The sequence below is a fragment of the Clostridium carboxidivorans P7 genome, from assembly GCF_001038625.1.
GTDB lineage: Bacteria > Bacillota > Clostridia > Clostridiales > Clostridiaceae > Clostridium_AM > Clostridium_AM carboxidivorans.
This window is the reverse complement of record NZ_CP011803.1, coordinates 26,413-46,374: the sequence shown is the minus strand read 5'-3', so window position 1 is coordinate 46,374 and position 19,962 is coordinate 26,413. Positions and strand designations below refer to the sequence as shown.

Annotated in this window: 22 protein-coding genes; 7 read left to right on the top strand and 15 right to left on the bottom strand. The window is 28.5% G+C overall.

What is annotated here, in order from left to right:
- Window positions 1-10: 10 nt before the first annotated feature.
- The 5 genes from Ccar_RS00250 to Ccar_RS00230 all read right to left on the bottom strand — a co-directional run bounded on the left by Ccar_RS00250 (window position 11) and on the right by Ccar_RS00230 (window position 4,937).
- Window positions 11-1,177 carry a MalY/PatB family protein gene (locus Ccar_RS00250; RefSeq protein ID WP_007061416.1) on the bottom strand — a complete coding sequence of 389 codons (1,167 nt, stop codon included), beginning with the start codon at window positions 1,175-1,177 and terminating at the stop codon, window positions 11-13.
- Between the two features lies 1 nt (window position 1,178).
- A complete protein-coding gene (locus Ccar_RS00245) occupies window positions 1,179-2,396 on the bottom strand; it encodes a M20 metallopeptidase family protein (protein WP_007061417.1) in 1,218 nt (405 codons plus the stop codon).
- A 233-nt stretch (window positions 2,397-2,629) separates the two neighbouring features.
- On the bottom strand, window positions 2,630-3,469 hold the full coding sequence (locus Ccar_RS00240; protein WP_007061418.1) for a transporter substrate-binding domain-containing protein: 840 nt from the start codon (window positions 3,467-3,469) through the stop codon (window positions 2,630-2,632).
- 46 nt (window positions 3,470-3,515) lie between these two features.
- On the bottom strand, window positions 3,516-4,181 hold the full coding sequence (locus Ccar_RS00235) for an amino acid ABC transporter permease (protein WP_007061419.1): 666 nt from the start codon (window positions 4,179-4,181) through the stop codon (window positions 3,516-3,518).
- Window positions 4,182-4,937, bottom strand: a complete 756-nt coding sequence (locus Ccar_RS00230; RefSeq protein ID WP_007061420.1) for an amino acid ABC transporter ATP-binding protein — start codon at window positions 4,935-4,937, stop codon at window positions 4,182-4,184.
- Between the two features lie 354 nt (window positions 4,938-5,291).
- Here Ccar_RS00230 and Ccar_RS00225 point away from each other — a divergent pair, with 354 nt between their 5' ends.
- On the top strand, window positions 5,292-5,933 hold the full coding sequence (locus Ccar_RS00225) for a lactate utilization protein (RefSeq protein WP_007061421.1): 642 nt from the start codon (window positions 5,292-5,294) through the stop codon (window positions 5,931-5,933).
- A 46-nt stretch (window positions 5,934-5,979) separates the two neighbouring features.
- Here Ccar_RS00225 and Ccar_RS00220 read toward each other — a convergent pair whose 3' ends face one another.
- On the bottom strand, window positions 5,980-6,657 hold the full coding sequence (locus Ccar_RS00220) for a Crp/Fnr family transcriptional regulator (RefSeq protein ID WP_007061422.1): 678 nt from the start codon (window positions 6,655-6,657) through the stop codon (window positions 5,980-5,982).
- Window positions 6,658-6,767: 110 nt separating this feature from the next.
- Here Ccar_RS00220 and Ccar_RS00215 point away from each other — a divergent pair, with 110 nt between their 5' ends.
- Window positions 6,768-7,511 carry an ATP-binding protein gene (locus tag Ccar_RS00215; protein WP_007061423.1) on the top strand — a complete coding sequence of 248 codons (744 nt, stop codon included), beginning with the start codon at window positions 6,768-6,770 and terminating at the stop codon, window positions 7,509-7,511.
- 144 nt (window positions 7,512-7,655) lie between these two features.
- Window positions 7,656-8,882 carry a glycosyltransferase family 4 protein gene (locus Ccar_RS00210; protein WP_007061424.1) on the top strand — a complete coding sequence of 409 codons (1,227 nt, stop codon included), beginning with the start codon at window positions 7,656-7,658 and terminating at the stop codon, window positions 8,880-8,882.
- 59 nt (window positions 8,883-8,941) lie between these two features.
- Here the strand turns inward: Ccar_RS00210 and Ccar_RS00205 are convergent, their stop codons facing one another.
- Window positions 8,942-9,415, bottom strand: coding sequence for a DUF4883 family protein (locus Ccar_RS00205; protein WP_007061425.1), 474 nt, complete (start codon window positions 9,413-9,415; stop codon window positions 8,942-8,944).
- 98 nt (window positions 9,416-9,513) lie between these two features.
- Here Ccar_RS00205 and Ccar_RS00200 point away from each other — a divergent pair, with 98 nt between their 5' ends.
- Window positions 9,514-10,344 carry a Cof-type HAD-IIB family hydrolase gene (locus Ccar_RS00200; protein ID WP_007061426.1) on the top strand — a complete coding sequence of 277 codons (831 nt, stop codon included), beginning with the start codon at window positions 9,514-9,516 and terminating at the stop codon, window positions 10,342-10,344.
- A 25-nt stretch (window positions 10,345-10,369) separates the two neighbouring features.
- On the opposite strand, the gene Ccar_RS00195 is transcribed toward Ccar_RS00200, so the two are convergent.
- A complete protein-coding gene (locus tag Ccar_RS00195) occupies window positions 10,370-10,822 on the bottom strand; it encodes a threonine/serine exporter family protein (protein WP_007061427.1) in 453 nt (150 codons plus the stop codon).
- 2 nt (window positions 10,823-10,824) lie between these two features.
- Window positions 10,825-11,592, bottom strand: a complete 768-nt coding sequence (locus Ccar_RS00190) for a threonine/serine exporter family protein (protein WP_007061428.1) — start codon at window positions 11,590-11,592, stop codon at window positions 10,825-10,827.
- 271 nt (window positions 11,593-11,863) lie between these two features.
- Between Ccar_RS00190 and glyA the strand changes: the two genes are divergently transcribed.
- The 3 genes from glyA (at window position 11,864) to Ccar_RS00175 (ending at window position 14,508) form a co-directional block, all read left to right on the top strand.
- Window positions 11,864-13,099, top strand: coding sequence for a serine hydroxymethyltransferase (glyA, locus tag Ccar_RS00185; RefSeq protein WP_007061429.1), 1,236 nt, complete (start codon window positions 11,864-11,866; stop codon window positions 13,097-13,099).
- A 153-nt stretch (window positions 13,100-13,252) separates the two neighbouring features.
- A complete protein-coding gene (locus Ccar_RS00180) occupies window positions 13,253-13,498 on the top strand; it encodes a hypothetical protein (protein ID WP_007061430.1) in 246 nt (81 codons plus the stop codon).
- Between the two features lie 356 nt (window positions 13,499-13,854).
- The gene (locus tag Ccar_RS00175; RefSeq protein WP_007061431.1) at window positions 13,855-14,508 is read left to right on the top strand and encodes a phosphatase PAP2 family protein; all 654 of its coding nucleotides are present in this window, start codon (window positions 13,855-13,857) and stop codon (window positions 14,506-14,508) included.
- A gap of 90 nt (window positions 14,509-14,598) precedes the next feature.
- On the opposite strand, the gene Ccar_RS00170 is transcribed toward Ccar_RS00175, so the two are convergent.
- From Ccar_RS00170 to Ccar_RS00145, 6 genes are all read right to left on the bottom strand, one after another.
- Complete coding sequence (locus Ccar_RS00170) at window positions 14,599-15,570, bottom strand: dipeptidase (RefSeq protein WP_007061432.1); 972 nt, start codon at window positions 15,568-15,570, stop codon at window positions 14,599-14,601.
- A 36-nt stretch (window positions 15,571-15,606) separates the two neighbouring features.
- Window positions 15,607-17,115 (bottom strand): glutamate/gamma-aminobutyrate family transporter YjeM, encoded by a 1,509-nt coding sequence (gene yjeM, locus Ccar_RS00165; RefSeq protein ID WP_007061433.1) that lies wholly within the window; start codon window positions 17,113-17,115, stop codon window positions 15,607-15,609.
- Between the two features lie 285 nt (window positions 17,116-17,400).
- Window positions 17,401-18,069 (bottom strand): 7-cyano-7-deazaguanine synthase QueC, encoded by a 669-nt coding sequence (queC, locus tag Ccar_RS00160; protein ID WP_007061434.1) that lies wholly within the window; start codon window positions 18,067-18,069, stop codon window positions 17,401-17,403.
- 11 nt (window positions 18,070-18,080) lie between these two features.
- On the bottom strand, window positions 18,081-18,746 hold the full coding sequence (queE, locus tag Ccar_RS00155) for a putative 7-carboxy-7-deazaguanine synthase QueE (RefSeq protein ID WP_007061435.1): 666 nt from the start codon (window positions 18,744-18,746) through the stop codon (window positions 18,081-18,083).
- A gap of 13 nt (window positions 18,747-18,759) precedes the next feature.
- A complete protein-coding gene (gene queD, locus Ccar_RS00150; RefSeq protein WP_007061436.1) occupies window positions 18,760-19,176 on the bottom strand; it encodes a 6-carboxytetrahydropterin synthase QueD in 417 nt (138 codons plus the stop codon).
- A 17-nt stretch (window positions 19,177-19,193) separates the two neighbouring features.
- Window positions 19,194-19,955 (bottom strand): acyl-CoA dehydratase activase, encoded by a 762-nt coding sequence (locus Ccar_RS00145; RefSeq protein WP_007061437.1) that lies wholly within the window; start codon window positions 19,953-19,955, stop codon window positions 19,194-19,196.
- Between the last annotated feature and the right edge of the window lie 7 nt (window positions 19,956-19,962).

Below are 19,962 nucleotides of genomic sequence, written 5' to 3'. Positions count from 1 at the left end.
ATTTATTATACTATTTATTTTTCATCATCTGGATTTCATGTATGATTTGATTAACTGCTTTAGCTACATTTTCTTTGGAAGTAGCAATATTCATTCTTACATAATTATTAAAGCGTTCCCCGCCAAACCATTCTCCAAAATCTAAAGCCAATTTACATTTTTCTTTAATAAATCTTTCCACATCTTCACCCTCTATATAACTGCCTAAATTAATCCAAGTTAGGTAAGTTCCTTCTAGTGGAGATATTTCTACAAGTGGCAATTCTTTATTAAAGGTTTCTTTAATATATAAATAATTTTCCTGAATTTGCTTTAATATTTCTTTGAGCCATTCTCTTCCCTTTTCATAAGCACTTTGTACTGCAATATATCCAAAGGTATTTCCACTTGGAATACGAATACATTGTACAAAATTATCAAAAGCTTTAAGAATTTCAGTATTTGGTATAATAACAAATGAATTTTTGCATGCAGCAAGATTAAAAGTTTTTGTTCCAGCCGTAAGAGTAACAATGGAATCATAATCACTAACAGCAGCAGTTGGAATATGCTTATTTTTACCTATTACAATATCTTGATGAATCTCATCTGAAATCACTTTCACATTATGTTTTTTACAAATGTTTATAAGACTTTGAAGCTCATCCCTTTTCCAAACTCTACCTACAGGATTGTGTGGTGAACAAAGGATAAATAACTTTACATTATTTTCTATAATTTTATCTTCGAAATCTTTAAAATTGATAGTATAACTTCCATGTTCATTAATCAAATCGCTTTCTATCAATTTTCTGCCATTATTTTTCACCGCATCTAAAAATGGATAATAAACAGGTGTTAAAACAATAACTGAATCATTTCTTTCTGTTAGTATCTGTATAAACCAATTAATAGCTGGGACAACACCTGGAGAATATCGAATCCATTCCTTGTTAAGTTCATAGTTGTGGTAAGTTTTTTCCCAGTTAATAAAGGATTGTTTATATCCTTCTGGTTCTTTATAGTATCCTAAAACTCCAAATTCTAAATATTCTTTGAGCTTCTCAATAACACAATCACATACTTGAAAATCCATATCTGCCACCCATAAAGATAGTAAATCTTTTTCTCCAAACATGGATTCCAGTCCATCCCACTTTGTACTATCTGTTTGTTTCCTTTCGATATACTTTAACAAATTAATTACCCCCCACATTATTATTCATTAAAAAACTAATAGTTGTATTTGAAAGTACAGCTGCAACAGTTCCTAATATACTTTCATCTATACAAAAATTAGAACTATGTAAACTAAAAGTTCCTACTTTATTTTTTGGCGCACAACCTACAAAAAAGTAAACTGATTTAACTTTTTGAGAATAATGGTAAAAATCTTCCCCACCAAGATTACTCTCCTCTAACATCTCTACATTTTCTTTTCCTACAATTTCTTCTGCTGATTTTTGAAAAATTTTGTTGCAATATTTATCATTAATAACAGGCTCTACTCCATGATAACATTGTACAATTACTTTTGCACCATTAGCTGCTGCAATATGCTGTGAAATTCCTTCTACCCATTGAACCATAGACTCCATTCCATTCACAGTGGTATGTCTTAAGGTTCCTCTTAATATGCACTCATTTGGTATTATATTTCCTTTGTCTTTAGGACCAGCATGAATAGAACCAATTGTTAATACTGCTGCATCAGCAGGCTTCATTTTTCTAGATATAATTTGTTGTAAGCTCATATAAATCTGATTTGCAACAGCAATAGGATCTACACAATCCTGGGGCCATGAACCGTGTCCGCCTTTTCCAATTACCCTAATACATAAAGGTCTTGCAGCTGAAAATGCATTTTTTTGAGGAATAATTATTTTTCCAGTGTCATATTGTGGAAACCCATGTGCACCTAATACAATATCTACTTTTGGGTTTTCTAATACTTTTTCTTCAACCATTTTTATAGCACCAGCTGCAATTTCCTCAGCTGGTTGAAAAACAAATTTTACAGTTCCTGAAAAACTTTCTTGCAGCTGAGTTAAAATCATCGCCGCACCTAATGTCCAAGTAATATGTGCATCATGACCACAAGCATGCATTTTCCCTTTTTCTTTTGAACAATATGCCAAATCATTATTTTCTTCAATGGGAAGAGCATCCATATCAGCTCTTATCATCACACACTGATCACTTTTCCCCTTCTTCCCCTGTAAAGTGGCTACAATACCAGTTCCTCCAGCATAACCAGCTGAAATCTCCATACCCTTTAATTTTTTCAGTTCACTTATAATCATTTCTGAAGTGTGATATTCTTCAAATGCTAATTCTGGTATTTCATGCAAATTCCTTCTAATTCTAATTAATAAATCTTGTATTTCTTCTGAAATACTTTTTATTTTACTATTCATAATTCTATTTACCTCATAAACTCAGCCCTTAATATTATGTGAATTTTTTGGTAGTGATCGGATAAATACTTCCTCTAAATATCACTTTTCGCATAATCTTTAGAAATCATTATCTATGGACGTACCCGCTCTAATAACATACACTTTTAAAAAACGTATGTATTTAGAGCGGGTAGTCATCTGATAAAGGCTGCTTAATGCTGCCTAAAGTATATTCATAATTTTCATAAATGTTAATTAGCTATTTTAGCATCCTTTGGTTTCTCACTAAAGTCCATTCCATACCACTTTTGATATATCTTTGTAAGTGTACCATCTTTCTTCATTTCTTGAATAGCTTTTGTAACAGCTTTATTTAATTTTTCTGAATTAGCATTGCCTTTTACAAATGGATATGCCTTTGCTCCAACTGTAACATCCTCTTCAACCATTCTTGCATCAAGAATATGATTTTTAATTTTATATGCCACTTCACCTGCAGAGTAAATCATAGCATCAACTTTTCCTTGACGAAAAGCTTCGTTTAATAAATCAGAACTATCATATGTAACTAACTTGATATTAATTCCTTGTTCCTTAGCAATTTGTTGAAATAGGTTTCCACCATTTGAACCTGATGAAAATCCACAAGTCATACCAGATATATCCTTTAATTTTTTGATATTAGTCTTATCTGAATGTACAACTAATTTTTCTGGAATATATGCATATGGTTCAGAAAAATCATACTTAGCTTGACGTTTAGCATTAATTGTAATGGTATTTCCTACTGTATCTGCTTTACCAGAATCCAAGTATCCAAATAAAGTATCAAAATCACCAGTTACAAATTCAACTTTAATACCAGTTTTAGCAGAAATAGCATTCCAAATATCTACTTCATGACCTTTATGTACTCCATTTTCTACATATGAATTAGGTACTGAAGATGAACCAGATGCTACAATAATTTTTGCAGGACCTTTAGTTTCCTCTTTCTTTTGTGAATCATTTTTTGTACTTCCACATGCAGTCATACCAAAAATCATGCAAGCACATACTGCAAATGAAAGTATTTTCTTAATGTTTTTCATATTTTTCCCCCTTATTTTTTAATATAAATTTATGTAAGTTTATTTTTTAACAGTATTTTTGAATTCTTTTTTCTAATAATCTTTGAATTTTTTCCACAAAGATTACAATTACTAAATAGATTAAAGTTACACATAAATATGCCTCAAAAAAGCGTAGAGTTAATGCAGCTTCCATTTTTGCCTTTGCCATTATATCTGCAAGACCTACTGTGAATCCTAATGCAGATCCTTTAATAATACCAATAAATTGATTTCCAAGAGAAGGTAGTGCTACAACAAATGCTTGCGGCAAAACAACACGCATCATTGTCTGATATTTTGTCATACTCATTGAATAACAAGCTTCAAGTTGTCCTACTTCCACAGATTCTAAGGCTGCTCTTAAAGTTTCTGCCATAAAAGAAGCTGTATTTAATGTAAGAGCAACTACAGTTGCTTGAAATGCTGTCATAGATTTTAATGCTGGAATTACACAAGGAAGACCAAAATACAGTATAAATAGTTGTGCTACAAGTGGCGTTGCCCTAAAAAATGTAATATATACGCCAAATAATTGAGATATTCCCCATACTTTATAATATCTTACAATGGATATTACAATAGACAACAATAATGTAAATACTAAAGATACTAGGGATATTTCAATTGTTAATTTTAATGATGGTAAAACAATTGGAAATAGATTAATAAACCATTGAAAATCAAAATTCATTTATTTATCCTCCATACTATTTGCTGTCACTGTATTTACAAATTTTCTAATTCTCTCATTTGTACAATTTTCAAATATTTCTTTGGGAGTTCCCATTCCTGCAATATAACCATCCTCTAAAAAAATCATTTTATCAGCAACCTCTTTTGCAAACTTCATTTCATGAGTTACAATCAACATTGTTTTGTTATGTTCTGCTGCTAATTGTTTAATCACAGTTAACACTTCTCCAACTAATTCAGGATCTAAAGAAGATGTAGGTTCATCAAATAAAATCACATTTGCATTCACAGCCATTGCTCTTGCAATTCCTATTCTTTGTTGTTGTCCACCAGACATTTCTTTGGGATATGCATCCCTTTTTTCTAAAAGTCCTACTTTTTTAAGTAAAGCAACTGCTATCTCTTCAGCTTCCTTTTTACTTTTCTTTTGTACCGTTACCATAGGTTCCATGATATTTTGAATCGCAGTTTTATTTTTCAATAAATTATAATTTTGAAAAACCATGGATGTTTTTTGCCTTAATCTATAAATATCCTTTTTAGAAGCACTTTTAGCATCCACAGTAAAATCATCAATTGTAATTTTACCTTCTGTAGGCTTTACTAAAAAATTAAGACAACGAAGAAATGTGGATTTGCCTGTACCTGATGGACCAATTAATACTATAACCTCGCCTTTTTCTATCTCAATATTAATATCTTTTAAGATAACAGATTGTCCAAATTGCATTTTTAAATGTTCAATCTTAATCATTTTCATATTCCACCTAACTTTCTGGGCATTAGTAAACGTTTGCCAAAAGTAAGTAACATATTCTTACCTTATGATATCTGCTTACTGATTTATCCATTGTTTGACAATTATCTTCAAATATCATTATATTCTTACATAATGATTACTGTCAATTAATTATCATATTATTAAATATTTGCCATTTCAATCATAAATAATATTTATATTAAAATTAAGTATAAATACTACTTTACTTTTTTAATCACTGTATGCCATTCCTCATATAAATCTTTGAAATTTCTTTATATATTGAAAAATAGATATAACTTTCATATACTATACTTAAGCACAAAATAAATTTTGGGGGTGTATCAAATGGATAAGAATACTGAATGGGTCGTAGAACAGAAGATTAAAAGAACCATGGAAGCCTTAGAAAAAAATAATATGGAAGCCTATTTTGTAAAGGATAAAGAAGCTTTAATGGGTAAAATAAACGAATTTGTAAAAGAAGGAGATACTGTATCCGTAGGAGGATCTATGACTCTTTTTGAAACAAAAATTATTGACTTCTTAAGATGTGGTAAGTTTAATTTTCTCGATAGATACGAAGATAATTTAAAACCTGAAGATATAAAAGATATTTTTAGAAAAACCTTTATGGCAGATGCATATTTTGTAAGCAGCAATGCTGTTACTGAGCAAGGTGAATTATACAATGTAGATGGTAATGGTAATAGGGTAGCTGCTATGCTTTATGGACCAGATAAAGTAATTGTAATTGTAGGTATAAATAAAATTGTAAGCAATTTAGATGAAGCTATAGAACGTAATAGAAATTGTTCAGCTCCAGCTAATGCAAAAAGATTAAATAGAAATACTCCTTGTACTAAAGTAGGATATTGTATGGATTGCAATAGTAACGAAAGAGTATGCAACGACTATGTACTAATAAGAAGACAAGGTCAAAAAGGAAGAATAAAAGTTATAATAGTTGGTGAAAACTTAGGATATTAAAATTTAAGGACTATCCCAAATTTCTGTTTTTGAGATAGTCCCTTGATTAAAAAAGACTATTCTCCAAAAGATTTAAATCTAAAATTTCAATTTTATTTTTTTCAAAATTTAATATACCTTCTTCTTTCATATTAACCAATTCCCTTGATAATGATGGACGGGGTATTCCTAATTGTTCTGCCATTTCTTTTCTTGAATACTTCAAATTTAAAGTTAAGCTTTTTTGTTTTGAATACTCCTCTAAAATCAAATTTGATATTTTTTGCCTTATTGTCTGCAGTGATACATTTTTTAATTTTTTATTTAACATTAATATTTTATTAGATAAAAGAGTCATAAAATTATTTAAAAATGCAAAATTTAAATTACAAAGCTTTAAAATATTTTCTTTAGATATAAATAAAATTTCAGTTTTGGAAGAAGAAACAATAGTTGCAGGATATACATTTTGATTTGAAAATATTATAACTTCACCAAAAATATGTGCTTCTTCTATTTTAGTAATTGTAACTATTTTTCCAGATTCATAAATATTTTGTACTTCAACACTCCCAGATATAACAATTCCTAAATTAGAGCAATCAGAACCTTCTACAGCTACAACTTCTCCTTTATTAAAGGATTTTTTTCTATAGTCTATATTATTTATCATATTTTCTATATCTTCTTTAGAAAAACCTTTAAAAATTATACATTTACTTAACACTGATGAAAAATTATTCATTTTTACTCCCCACTAATTTTTTTATTTTTGTAACATAAGTTACAGAACATTTTATTAAATTTTAATATAATAAAACCATAAAATCAAGATAATATTAGGAGGAAACAACAATGAAAAGAAAAATAGTTAGCATAGATGAAAAAAAATGTAATGGATGTGGATTATGCGTTGAAGGTTGTCACGAAGGCGCTATTGAACTTATAGATGGTAAAGCTAAACTAGTAAGCGATGAATACTGTGATGGACTTGGTGATTGCCTACCTCAATGTCCAACTGGTGCAATAGAAATTATTGAAAGAGAAAGTAAAGAATATGATGAGGAAGCTGTAAAAAAGAGAATGGCTGAAAGAGCAAATGAAAAATCTTCTTCAAAGCCAATGCCTTGCGGATGTCCAGGAACTATGGCTAAAAAAATCGAAAGAAAGACTCTAAATGTTGCTAATAATAATGTTGTTAAAGCAAAAGAAATTAGTTTGGATGTGCCTATGCAATCTCAACTATCTCAATGGCCAGTTCAACTAAAATTAGTTAATCCTAATGCACAATATTTTAAAAATGCAAATCTTTTAGTTGCTGCTGATTGTACTGCTTATGCTTATGCAAATTTTCATAACGACTTTATTAAAGATCACATAACAGTAATTGGATGTCCAAAACTTGATGATAATGAATATTATAAAGAAAAATTAGCAGAAATTATAAAAAACAATAATATAAAAAGCATAACTGTAGTAAGAATGGAAGTTCCATGCTGTGGAGGCATTGTAAGTGCCGTAAAAGAAGCCATGCTTAAAAGCCAAACAATTGTACCTTACAAAGAAGTTACAATTTCTACCGATGGAAACATATTATAATTTTCTATTTTAAACAATAATATAGCCTATAAAAACACCCTTATGTTATAATGTATGAGATTACATTAGACATAAGGGTGTTTTCACATATACAGCACCTTTTTATAATTAGTAAATATGAATTTAATTAGGCGGGTGTTAAATTTGAAAAGAATACTACATATAATAGCTCAAAGGCCTGAAAAAACAGGCAGTGGTACATATCTTCAAGCTTTAATAGAGCAAGGAGAAAAAAAAGGCTATTGTCAAGCTGTAATAGCAGGTATCCCTGCAAATGAGCCTAATACATACTTTAAGACAAATGTTAAATTTTATCCTGTAGTTTTTGAAACAGAAAATCTTCCTTTTCCTGTAGTAGGTATGACAGACATAATGCCTTATAAAAGTACTATGTATAGAAAATTAAATGAGGATATGCTAATCAAATGGAAAAATGCCTTTTCTGAAGTTCTTACAAAATCAGTAATGGAATTTAAACCTGATATAATAATAACTCATCATCTGTGGATACTTTCAGCAATGGTGAAAGAAATGTTTCCACTTATAAAAACAATAGCAATATGTCATGGTACAGACTTAAGACAAATGGATTTAGCTCCTAATTTTAATAATTATGTATCTAACTATTGTAAAAATATAGACAATATAGCTGCTCTACATGAAGATCAAAAAAATGAGATAATAAAAAAATATCAAATAGACAAAAATAAAATCACTGTAGTCGGAGTTGGATTTAATCCAAACATTTTTTATACTAATGATACTGAAAAAAACATGGATAAGATAAAACTTATTTATGCCGGGAAATTAAATTTTGCAAAAGGGATTCCTTCCCTTATAAAAGCTTATAATAAACTAGATATAGATAAAAATTCTATAGAGCTAATTTTGGCAGGCTCTGGCACAGGCAGCCAATTTAAAGCCATTGAAAAAATGGCTGAAGAAAGCAGATTAAAAATAATACTGAAAGGCTCAATTCCTCAAAATGAATTATCAAAGCTCTTTAGAGAAAGTCATCTTTTTGTATTTCCATCCTTTTTTGAAGGACTCCCTTTGGTATTAACTGAAGCTCTTGCATCTGGCATGTTAATAGTAACTACAAACTTGCCTGGTGTTAAAGATTTTTTCGGAGATTACATTAATAAAAAAGGGTTAATAGAATATGTTAAAATGCCCTCTCTGAAAAGTTTAGATGAACCTTTTGAAGAAAATTTACCTAACTTTGAAGAGGAATTTTCCAAGGCTATAGAACATCAATTAGAAAAAATTAAAAATAAATACTATAAAAAAGACCCAAAAGTAAAAGAAGTTATAGATAGTATGTCTTGGAAAGGTGTTTTTAATAAAATAGAAAATTTGTTTAATTCATAATTTACTTAAACATTGCTCATTGTGTACAACTTATTTTTAATACAATGAGCTTATGTTTTTTAATTGAATATAAATTTACATAGAGAATATAAATTTAAGGATACAGGTACCCCATTCATATCTATATAATCCATGTCATAGTTGCCATCCCAAGGATAAATAGAAATAAATTTTTCATTATATACACTAATCACCATTTTCTCTTTATTAAACGTAAAAAATATTTTGTATGCAGGTTTATCTGGTAGCTCCTTAGGTTTTGCGATAAAATTATTTTTATTAAGTGATTTAAGCATATTTTTAAATATGAGCTTATTTTCACCATCTATTTCCTTTTCTTTGGACAAATTTGTATCTACAGCTATACATTTGTATGAAGTTTCTAATGTTAAATCCTTAGCTAACAAATTAGTATAATAAAAATTATTGGGTTTATTTTTATTATACATAATATTACTTAAGTTATAATTGCATCCTACAAATAAAATAGCTATAATAAATGACATACTTAGGTAAAGCCATATTTTTTTCAATATTATCACCTCTAGAATAAAATTATGTTATAAAGATAATATTTATTACTGTCATATTTATTTGAAATAAGTTAATATAGGAGGCCTGAAATTTAAATATGAAATATAAAATAATAGCATCAGATATGGATGGAACACTATTAAATGATGATAAAAATATATCAAATTACAATTTAGCTATGATAAATAAGGCCACTTCCCTTGGAGTTAAATTTGTAATAGCTTCAGGAAGGGTCCCTGCTACTTTAAAATTTTATGAAGAAACTATAGGAAAAAATCAGCCTATAATTTGTGCTAATGGAGCTATAGTTCTTGACCACAACAAAAATATAATTTACTCAAACCCTATTTCTAAAAGTAACCTAATAAAAATTATAAATATTTTAAGAGAGGATAAAGATACATATTATCACTTTTACGATGGTAATGTTTTTTGTAGCGAACAATTTGAATATAGTGCAAAAAAATTTTATAATTTCAATAGAAAAGTTGACCAAAAATATAGAATGGAAATACGTCTTATAAAGGATGCTAAAGACTATATAATAAGGAGCAATTCAAATATAGATAAAATAGTAGTAATGGATGACGATGTGAAATATTTAGAATATTTAAGGTGTAAAATAGATAATTTAAACGAAATTGAAACTACAAAATCTGAAATAAATAATTTAGAAATAATGGGTATAGGAAGTTCTAAAGGTACTGCACTAAAACTTTTAGCTAAATATTATGAAATACCTATAGAACAATGTATTGCTATAGGAAATGATGAAAATGATATTAGCATGATAAAGGCTGCTGGTGTTGGTATATCTATGGCTAATGGAAGAAATTCCTTAAAACAATATGCAAACTATATAACAGAAAAAAATAACAATAATGGTGGTATTGGTGAAATTATAGAAAAGTTCATATTAAATATTTAAAAATAGTGCAACTCATTCCCTTGCACTATTTTTTAGTTTTAGAAATATTTTGTTTGCTGAACTTTGTCGTTATCTTCGCTATAGAAGATATAAAAAACACTCCTACAGCTATTGTTCCTGCAATATACAGTGTTTGAAGACCTAATGTTAAAGATGCATTTGCATTTCCTTGTACAGATTGAAACATAGTATTGTACATACCTCCACCAGGAACAAGCGGTATCATTGCACATATAATAAAGGTTGTAACTGGTGTTTTAATAACTCTTGCCATAATTTCAGAGTACGCTGCAGCTAATAGTGCAGCCATAAAAAAAGAAAAAATATTAGAAATATGAAAATAGGAAGATGATATTAGATAAGCCGACCAGCTTAAACCTCCGCCTAAAGAAGCAAAAATTAAATTTTTTCCTCTTATATTAGACAAAACTCCAAAGCATAAAGTGGCTATTAAAGTATACAAAACATTAAGCACCATATCTATACCCCTCCAAAATAATTAAACCACAGTTTAAGAATAACTCCTGTACCTGCTGCTATAGCTATAGCAATTAAAAAAGCTTCAATTCCCCTTGAAATACCCGATATTAAATCCCCAGCTATAGTATCTCTAATAGCATTGGTTATAGCAAGCCCCGGAACCAATAACATAATAGATCCTATTATGACTTTATCATAGTTTGCAGCAATGCCAAAATGTGTAGTAAATAAAGCTATTAATGCAGTTAAAGCTCCACTTATGATATTTATAAAAAACTCATTAGTTTCCAATGAATTAAGTTTTTCAGATGTTATCCTAATTAAACATCCTATTATAAAACCCACTGAAAAATCTCTCATATTACCACCATAGACTAAAGTAAAAAATGCTGCCACCATACCTGAAAATAATATGTTTATCTTATTACTATAAGGTTTCGTAGAATCTACATGTTTTAACTGATCCTCCATAAATTCCAATGTATATCCTTTATTTTTTATATTACGAGATATATCGTTTACCATAGATATTTTTTCTAAGTTTAAAGTTCTTTTCTTAACTCTTTTCACAATTGATAGAGTCTGTTGATATGGTTGATCCGCAGAAGCCATTATAACAGTCAAGGTTACAAATGTGTCTACTCCATGTATACCATAAGCACTGCATATTCTTACTATTGTTTCCTCGACTCTATAAATTTCTGCTCCATTTTCTAACATTATCTTGCCAGCATAAGTTGCCACATTTAAAATCCTATTAACATCCATAATATATATGCTCCTTGATATAAATAACAAATCAATTTATCCACATATTCATATGGTTATTATATCATAAAAATAAACATAACAAATTAACAGTTTGTATAAATATTAACAAAAATTTAATGAAATAATATGTTGCCAAAACATAAAAATGAACTTATAATTTTTATAATACTTTGTTGAAGTTTTTTTAAAAAACAGGGTTATTTATTATCTAATTTTCAATAAGTATTACAAAAAATTACAATAAATTAATTACTAAGGGGGCAAACAAATGAATTTTAAAGAATTAGAAAAAACAGACAAAGCAGTTTTTGATGTTATTCAAAAAGAAGAAGATAGACAAGAAAAAGGTATAGAACTTATAGCTTCAGAAAACTTCACTAGCAAATCTGTAATGGAAGCTATGGGATCTTTTTTAACTAATAAATACGCAGAAGGATTACCTGGAAAGAGATATTACGGAGGCTGTCATGTTGTAGACATAGTAGAAGATTTAGCAAGAGAAAGAATGAAAAAATTATTTAATGCAGAATATGCTAATGTTCAACCTCATTCAGGTTCTCAAGCTAATATGGCTGTTTACATGAGTGTATTAGAACCTGGAGATACAGTACTTGGTATGGACTTAACTCATGGTGGACATTTAACTCATGGAAGTAAAGCTAGTTTTTCAGGTAAACTTTATAACTTTATATCTTATGGAGTAAATGAAGAAACTGAAAGAATAGATTATGATGAACTTAGAAATTTAGCACTAAAAAATAAACCTAAAATGATAGTATCTGGCGCTAGTGCATATCCAAGAGAAATAGACTTTAAAAAAATAAAGGATATATGTGATGAAGTAGGAGCTTATATGATGGTAGATATGGCTCATATAGCAGGTATAATAGCTGCTGGAAAACATATATCTCCAGTACCATATGCAGATTTTGTAACCACTACAACTCATAAAACTTTAAGAGGTCCAAGAGGTGGAGCTATACTTTGCAAAGAAAAATATGCAAAAGCAATAGATAAAACAGTTTTCCCTGGAGTTCAAAGTGGACCTTTAATGCACATAATAGCTGGTAAGGCAGTATGTTTCGGAGAAGCTCTTAAAGATGATTATAAAACATATATAGACCAAGTATTAAAAAATTGTAAAGTTCTTGGTGATGAACTTATAAAATACGGATTTAGATTAGTTACTGGTGGAACAGACAATCATTTAATTTTAATAGATCTAACAAATAAAAACATAAATGGAAAAGATGCTGAAAAATTATTAGATGATGCTGGAATTACAGTTAACAAAAATACTATACCTTTTGAAAAGCTAAGTCCTTTTGTAACTAGTGGATTAAGACTAGGAACACCTGCTGTAACTACAAGAGGATTTAAAGAAGAAGAAATGAAGAAAATTGCTTATTTCATAAATTATGTAATAGAAAATAGAGATAAAGATTTAAGTGAAATAAGAAACCAAGTATATGATTTATGTGCTAAGTATCCTATTTATAAATAAAACTTAAATTATACTTTTAACTAAAATTCAAAATAGCAGCAGCATTAACCAATGTTTATGATAATGCTGCTGTTTTTTTGTTTTCCAAAAACGAGAAATATTTCCTCCATAGTTACATATAATTTACTAACCAAAAAAATAAGGAGGAACTCTATGATTAAAAAAGGTAGTTTAATAGAAATCGAAGAAGTAAGTTATAGTGCTAACTATCCAGATGTTAAAGTTTTTATACGAGGAAATTGCTTAAGTAATTGTAATATAGGAGAAATAGTAAATATAAAAACTATCACCGGTCATATTATGAGTGGTATTGTATCTAAGTGTAAATTTCTCTATTATAATGATAAAAAAAATAGAAAACATTCTAAAGAAATACTTCTAATAAATTTAAAAAAATAATAATTATCTTAATACTATTTAGTGGACAAGATGCACTTTATAGTGTAAAATCTGTTATAATTATATAGTCAAATGAACTTTAATGTTGCTCAGTAGTAATTATTGTTAACTTCAATATGCTGCTGAGTAAAATTTTAATTACATAAATATCTCTATTAATATAACCTATGCTGTATATACTTTATTTAAAAAATTAAGAAATTTTTAATGATTTTTTTCACAAATAATTAATATATTTCATGTATAATTTTAAATATAGTTTTGTTTGACTTAGATGAATGTATTTAGGAGTATGCAAATCTCTAAAAAGCTATAGATAAAACTCCTTTTTAAACTTAGAAGGGCGTGATAAAAATATGAAATTATTGAAAAAAAACTTAATTCCTTTAACTTTAATGTTATTAATTCCAATAGAAACTATTATTTATGGAGTTCTTAATAATTCTTTAAGAGGAGTTCACTATCTTGTAACCCCTATAGACAATTTTATACCTTTTCTAAAAGTATTTGTTATACCTTATTTATTATATTATCCATTTATAGGACTTACTCTAATATACTTATGTTTTTATTATAGAGAGGTTTACTACAAAACTATATGTAGTTTACTTTTAGGAATGCTCATAAGCTATATCGTATATTTTATATTTCAAACTGCTACACCAAGGCCTGAATTACTAGGAAATGATTTTTTTACAAACGTTGTTAGATTTATATATGGTAAAGACAACCCTTTTAATTGTTTTCCAAGTATACACGTTTTAACTAGCTACCTTATGATTAAAGGCATTATGAAAAGTGAAGAAAAAAATTTATTAATTAAAGCTTGTATATGGTTAGTAGGTTTATCAATAATACTATCAACTCAATTTATTAAACAACATGTAATTTTAGATTTAATTTCTGGTATAATGCTAGCTAATGTTATCTATAGGATGGTAGATAATTTCAATTTAGAAATATTTCCTCTATGGATAAGAAAATTATACTCTTTGGATACAACCAAATAAAAAGATTCGCTAAAACATAATTTAGGAATAATATAAGAATGTAGTTTTTTATAAATTAACTAAAGTTTATAAAAAACTACATTCTTATATTTATTTTAAAACTTCTTTAAAAACACGCATTATATTTTTATAAGCTATTTTTTCTATATCTTCACTTCCATAGCCTCTTTTAACTAAAATATCTAAAAGATCAGGTACTTTAGATGCATCTTCTAACCCTGGAGTTTGCAAACAATCACTTTCGGTAAAAGATAATGCTTCTGAATCTAAATATTCACAAAAATCAAATCCAAAACTGATATAATCAATTCCAACCAAATCAGCAATATAATCAATATGATCTGCTAACTTTTGCAAACTAGGTTTTTGTTCATGTACAAATTCTGGCCAAGCATTCATACCAATTACACCCCTACGTTCTGCAATTGCTTTAATTTGATCATCTTTTAAATTACGACTAACAGGACAAATACTATATACATTAGAATGAGAAGCAATAAACGGCTTAGTGGAGTTTTCATAAATGTCCCAAAAAGTTTTTTCATTTCCATGAGATGAATCTATTAATATTCCCAAACTTTCCATTTTATTAAGTGCTCTAATTCCAAGTTCAGTTACCCCTCTTTTCTTATTAGGACTAGCTACACCAGTAGCAAATTCATTTTCTTCATTCCAAGTAAGCATTGCATGTCTAACACCTAAATTATACAGCATACTCAAAACACCAACATTTCCTTTTAAACCACTTAACCCTTCCATTCCTAATATAACAGCAAGTCTTCCAGAATTTTGTATATTCTTAATATCTTCAGCATTAAGCGCAATGGCTGCACACTCTTTTGATTCTCTAAACTCATCACAAGCCGCTCCCAAAATATTAAGCATTCTTTGCATTGGTTCATTAACAAAATTAGGATCAATCCACACTGCTAATATGGTACCTCTTACATTTCCTTTTTGTAACCTTTTTATATGATAATTTTTTAAAATATCTTTTTCACCTTTCATTCTTCTATTTGTAATATCAATTAATATATCAGAATGACAATCAAATGTTTTCATAAAACTCATCCTCTCCCTTGAAGCATACTGTACCATCTACTTCTGCACACTATTGTCAATGGTTGTTTTACTCATTTTTTCATATCTTGCATACATTGCAATTGCAATTATTGAAAATATTACAGGTCCAGCTATCATCCAAATTGATGAGGCTATATCACCTTTCAATGCAGGTTTAACTACTACAGTAACATTAGCTATTACAACAGTAAATGTAACTATTATTGTCCATAACAATGCACTACCATAACTCTTATATATAACAAATGGTTTTTCAATACTTGTATTATTTTTAAATTTAGCAAAAGCACTTGACATAAATATATAAGGCAATGTAGTTGCCACATTTGTCATTAATACTAATTTATCAAAAAACTTAGAAGCACCCTGTCCACCTAAACTTAATATCAATATAAAGAAAACTATAAAAATACATTGAATCCACATAGCGTTTTTAGGAATACCATCTTTGATTTCTGATAGTTTTCCAGGCCATAACTTTTTTGGAGTACCTTCTATCAATTGTTTTAATGGTGAATATGAATATGAAATTAAAGCACCTATATAAGTTAAAAACATTGATAATGCAACAAGTCTAGCTACCCAATTACCAACTAATACACAAGCAGCTTGGCTTAATGATAAACCCTGACCAATCTGATATCCCAAATTATTCATCATTATAATTGTTACATTAACCATATTTACATCTTTTCCAGACAGTACATTTTGCCAATTAGTAAATATACCACAAGCAAATATGCCCAATGAATATCCAATTCCAATAAATATAGATCCCATTAAAACACCCTTAGGAAATGTTTTTTCAGAGTTTTCAGTATCATCTGTAACTCCTGCAACTACCTCAATACCAGCGTAAGCAAGTATAGCAAAAGAGATAAATGATATTATTGATATAGCTGATGTATAGCTAGGATTAGGAGAATTTAAAAATGCTTGAGCATTAATAGGTTGAGCTATTTTCCCATGCTTTAGTATAAACACAACTATCGCACCAATATATGCAACTATATTAATAAATGCAACAGAAATACCACCTACTGAAGTTATTTTTGATACTTTATCCAAACCTTTAGTTGCTATAAATGTCAATAATATAGCAAACATTATTGATAACAATCCTAATGTTTGAGTTGAGCCTATTCTTAACAATGACCATTTTGAAGTTGTATCTGTACCAAATAATATAGTTGAAAAATGAACCCATATAGAATTACAAGTTAAAATTATCCACACCAACCATCCAACATACCACATAAATATAGATATAAATGCATATTTAGGTCCAATAATTCTCTCTAGCCAGGAATAAATTCCTCCTTTCTCATTTTTAAACGCAGCACCATACTCTCCCACCATAAATGCAAATGGTATAAGATAAGTTATTGCAGCTAGTATATACCAAGGAATGGCAGCATATCCCATAAGCAAAAATGCTCTGGGGACATTAGGAAACATGAATACTGATGTAACAACCATTAATGATAACGGGATCAATGTTAATTTTTTATTATTTTTATTCATATTTTTCCTCCTCAATATGTTATTTTTAATATACTTTTACATTTTAATGAATAAAAAATACTCACCTCTTTATTTCTAAATCAAATATTTAAATATAAGCTAATTAACTATATTTTCCATAAGCTTCAAAAAATCCTTCTTTTATGTTCTTTTATTATTACATTCACATAAAAAAACATTATTAAAAATATCAATTTCTAATAATGTTTCCTATAGTTTATACTAAAAATTTTATTTATAAAAAATACTCTAATACTAACTATATTAAAAAAAGTAAAATTTATTCTATTGTTGACTTTGTAAATACTTATTTTTAAATTCTAAATAACCATTTTTTCTTAACCTACAGGCTGGACATTCTCCACAGCCATTGCCTTTAATTCCATTATAGCAAGTTAATGTTTCATTTTTTACTATATCAAGTACACTTAAATCATAAGCCATTTTCCATGTTTCAGCCTTATTAATCCACATTAATGGAGTATAAATATCAAACTGATAATCCATAGCCAAATTTAAAGTTACATTTAAAGATTTTATAAATACATCTCTGCAATCTGGATATCCACTAAAATCACTTTGAGATACTCCTGTTATAATATTGTTTATATCTCTTTGTTTTGCAAATACAGCTACAAAGGTTAAAAACAACATATTTCTTCCATCTACAAATGAATTAGGAAGTCCACCACTTGGAACCTCTTTATCTACCTTTATATCCTGTCTAGTTAAAGAGTTTGGCGCTAATTGATTTAATAAATTTAAATCTAAAATATGATGCTCCACATTGTATTTTTTACAAATGCTTTTTGCACACTCCAATTCTAATTTATGTTTTTGATTATAATCAAAGGATACTGCTATAACTTCTTTAAATTTCTTCTTAGCCCAAAATAAACAAGTTGTACTATCTTGTCCACCACTAAATACAACTACTGCTTTTTCTTTATTCATACAAATTCCTCCTAAACTCCTCTTTTATCTGGATCCCATATAATTTTATGAAGCTGCACTTGTAGATTGACTCCATTCATTTTATTATCCAGCATAAATTGAACAATTTCATCCATAGCAATTTTACCAAATACAGGACTAATATATACTCTAGTTTTTTCCACTAATTTATGAATATATATTATATTTTTAGCTTTTTCTAAATCTTCAATACTTCCTGCTACAAACTTAACTGTATCATTCTTCGTTAAATATTTTAAATTATCCATATTCATATTATTTTCCATGTTGCTTGATGGAAGTTTATAATCCATAGTTAAACTAGGTGGATTTTCTACTTTCAAAAATTTATCTACAGCTATACTACCATTAGTTTCTACTTCCACATATAAATTTTTATCTTCACAAAGTAATTTTAATAATTCCATAATATCTTGCTGCATTAAAGGTTCTCCACCAGTTAATGTTACGTTTTTTATGCTTGTACTTTTTATGTATTCATATATTTCTTTAGCATTAAATGTTTCATAAGGTACGTCTTTTTCATTAGCCCAGAGAGTATCACAATAACTACATCTTAAATTACATCCTGCAAATCTTATAAAAACAGCTAATTGGCCTGACATAGGTCCTTCTCCATTGATGCTTATAAATTTTTCAACTACTTTAAATCCCATTTTTTCACCTCATCTACTCATAAACCGCACAATTGCTAGGAGTCTCATATACTACTGCTCTTTTCATGTTATATCCTTTTTCTTTCATAGTATCAAAAAAGAATTTAGCTAAATTTTCTGCTGTTGGTCTAAATTCAAGTTCAATTATTTTAAATTCATCTTGAATCAAACATTTTAAAGTTTCTTCTCTCATAGTTCCCTTTTGTATGATTAATGCATGGTCATAAAAATCTACCATTTCTTTAAGGTCACTTTTTAAATCTCCAAAGTCTACTACCATTCCATCCATTTGTCCACTATCTATCAAATTTTCTGACTGAACTTCAATCTCAACTCTCCATCTGTGTCCATGTATATTACTGCACTTTCCTTTATATCCAGCAAGAAAATGTGCACTATCAAAACTTAGTTCTACTTTTAAACTATACAATTAAATTCCTCCAAACTTTATTTCAAAAATTTACTTCCATAATAACAGCATCCTATAGCTCCATTAAATTGAGGCTCTTGAGCACATATTATTTCTTCATAATCATTTTTTAAGTAATGCCTTATAGACTCATTATTGGCAACCCCGCCAGTCAAAACTAGTTTTTTACCTTTAAATTTAGATAAAAGAGGCTGAAGCCTTTTATATAAAGAATAATTTACACCTGCACATAACCTGTCCATACTTATACCTTCTGCTATTTTTCCAATCAACTCTGATTCTGAAAATACTGCACAGGTTGCATTTAGCTCCACTGGATTTTCATAATATTTGCTCATATTATTAATAGGTATTTCAAGTACATTTGCCATATTTTCTAAGTATCTTCCACAAGAAGCAGCACATTTTTCATTAAGTTCTAAATCTGTAGTTATTCCCTTCTCAACTTTAACTACCTTAACATCCTGTCCACCTACATCCAGCAATATAAAATCCTTCAATCCTGTTTGATAAAATGCACCATAAACATGAGCTTTAATTTCATTTATTGGTGTAAATGTATTAAGATTAATATTATTTCTGCCATATCCTGTAGACACTGCTCTATCTACTTTTTCTATATTCAATTTATTTAAATCTACTATAATTCTCCCATCATAGCTGCAATAATCCCTATAAAAACACATGGTGCTTATTTTTTTGTTTTCTATTAATTTTCCTTCTTCCATTAATGTAATCTTTACTTCCCTACTTCCAAGGTCTATTCCAAGAATTCTCACACTTTTT

Excerpts from the sequence above, each read along its gene's own strand:
- queE (WP_007061435.1), bottom strand. The coding sequence starts at position 18,746 with ATGGGATTTAAAGTAGTTGAAAAATTTATAAGCATCAATGGAGAAGGA.
- Ccar_RS00220 (WP_007061422.1), bottom strand. The coding sequence starts at position 6,657 with ATGAATAATTTTTCATCAGTGTTAAGTAAATGTATAATTTTTAAAGGT.
- Ccar_RS00175 (WP_007061431.1), top strand. The coding sequence starts at position 13,855 with ATGAAATTATTGAAAAAAAACTTAATTCCTTTAACTTTAATGTTATTA.
- Ccar_RS00225 (WP_007061421.1), top strand. The coding sequence starts at position 5,292 with ATGGATAAGAATACTGAATGGGTCGTAGAACAGAAGATTAAAAGAACC.
- Ccar_RS00240 (WP_007061418.1), bottom strand. The coding sequence starts at position 3,469 with ATGAAAAACATTAAGAAAATACTTTCATTTGCAGTATGTGCTTGCATG.
- Ccar_RS00190 (WP_007061428.1), bottom strand. The coding sequence starts at position 11,592 with ATGGATGTTAATAGGATTTTAAATGTGGCAACTTATGCTGGCAAGATA.
- Ccar_RS00230 (WP_007061420.1), bottom strand. The coding sequence starts at position 4,937 with ATGATTAAGATTGAACATTTAAAAATGCAATTTGGACAATCTGTTATC.
- Ccar_RS00245 (WP_007061417.1), bottom strand. The coding sequence starts at position 2,396 with ATGAATAGTAAAATAAAAAGTATTTCAGAAGAAATACAAGATTTATTA.
- Ccar_RS00235 (WP_007061419.1), bottom strand. The coding sequence starts at position 4,181 with ATGAATTTTGATTTTCAATGGTTTATTAATCTATTTCCAATTGTTTTA.
- Ccar_RS00170 (WP_007061432.1), bottom strand. The coding sequence starts at position 15,570 with ATGAAAACATTTGATTGTCATTCTGATATATTAATTGATATTACAAAT.
- Ccar_RS00200 (WP_007061426.1), top strand. The coding sequence starts at position 9,514 with ATGAAATATAAAATAATAGCATCAGATATGGATGGAACACTATTAAAT.
- Ccar_RS00180 (WP_007061430.1), top strand. The coding sequence starts at position 13,253 with ATGATTAAAAAAGGTAGTTTAATAGAAATCGAAGAAGTAAGTTATAGT.
- glyA (WP_007061429.1), top strand. The coding sequence starts at position 11,864 with ATGAATTTTAAAGAATTAGAAAAAACAGACAAAGCAGTTTTTGATGTT.
- yjeM (WP_007061433.1), bottom strand. The coding sequence starts at position 17,115 with ATGAATAAAAATAATAAAAAATTAACATTGATCCCGTTATCATTAATG.
- Ccar_RS00215 (WP_007061423.1), top strand. The coding sequence starts at position 6,768 with ATGAAAAGAAAAATAGTTAGCATAGATGAAAAAAAATGTAATGGATGT.
- queC (WP_007061434.1), bottom strand. The coding sequence starts at position 18,069 with ATGAATAAAGAAAAAGCAGTAGTTGTATTTAGTGGTGGACAAGATAGT.
- Ccar_RS00195 (WP_007061427.1), bottom strand. The coding sequence starts at position 10,822 with ATGGTGCTTAATGTTTTGTATACTTTAATAGCCACTTTATGCTTTGGA.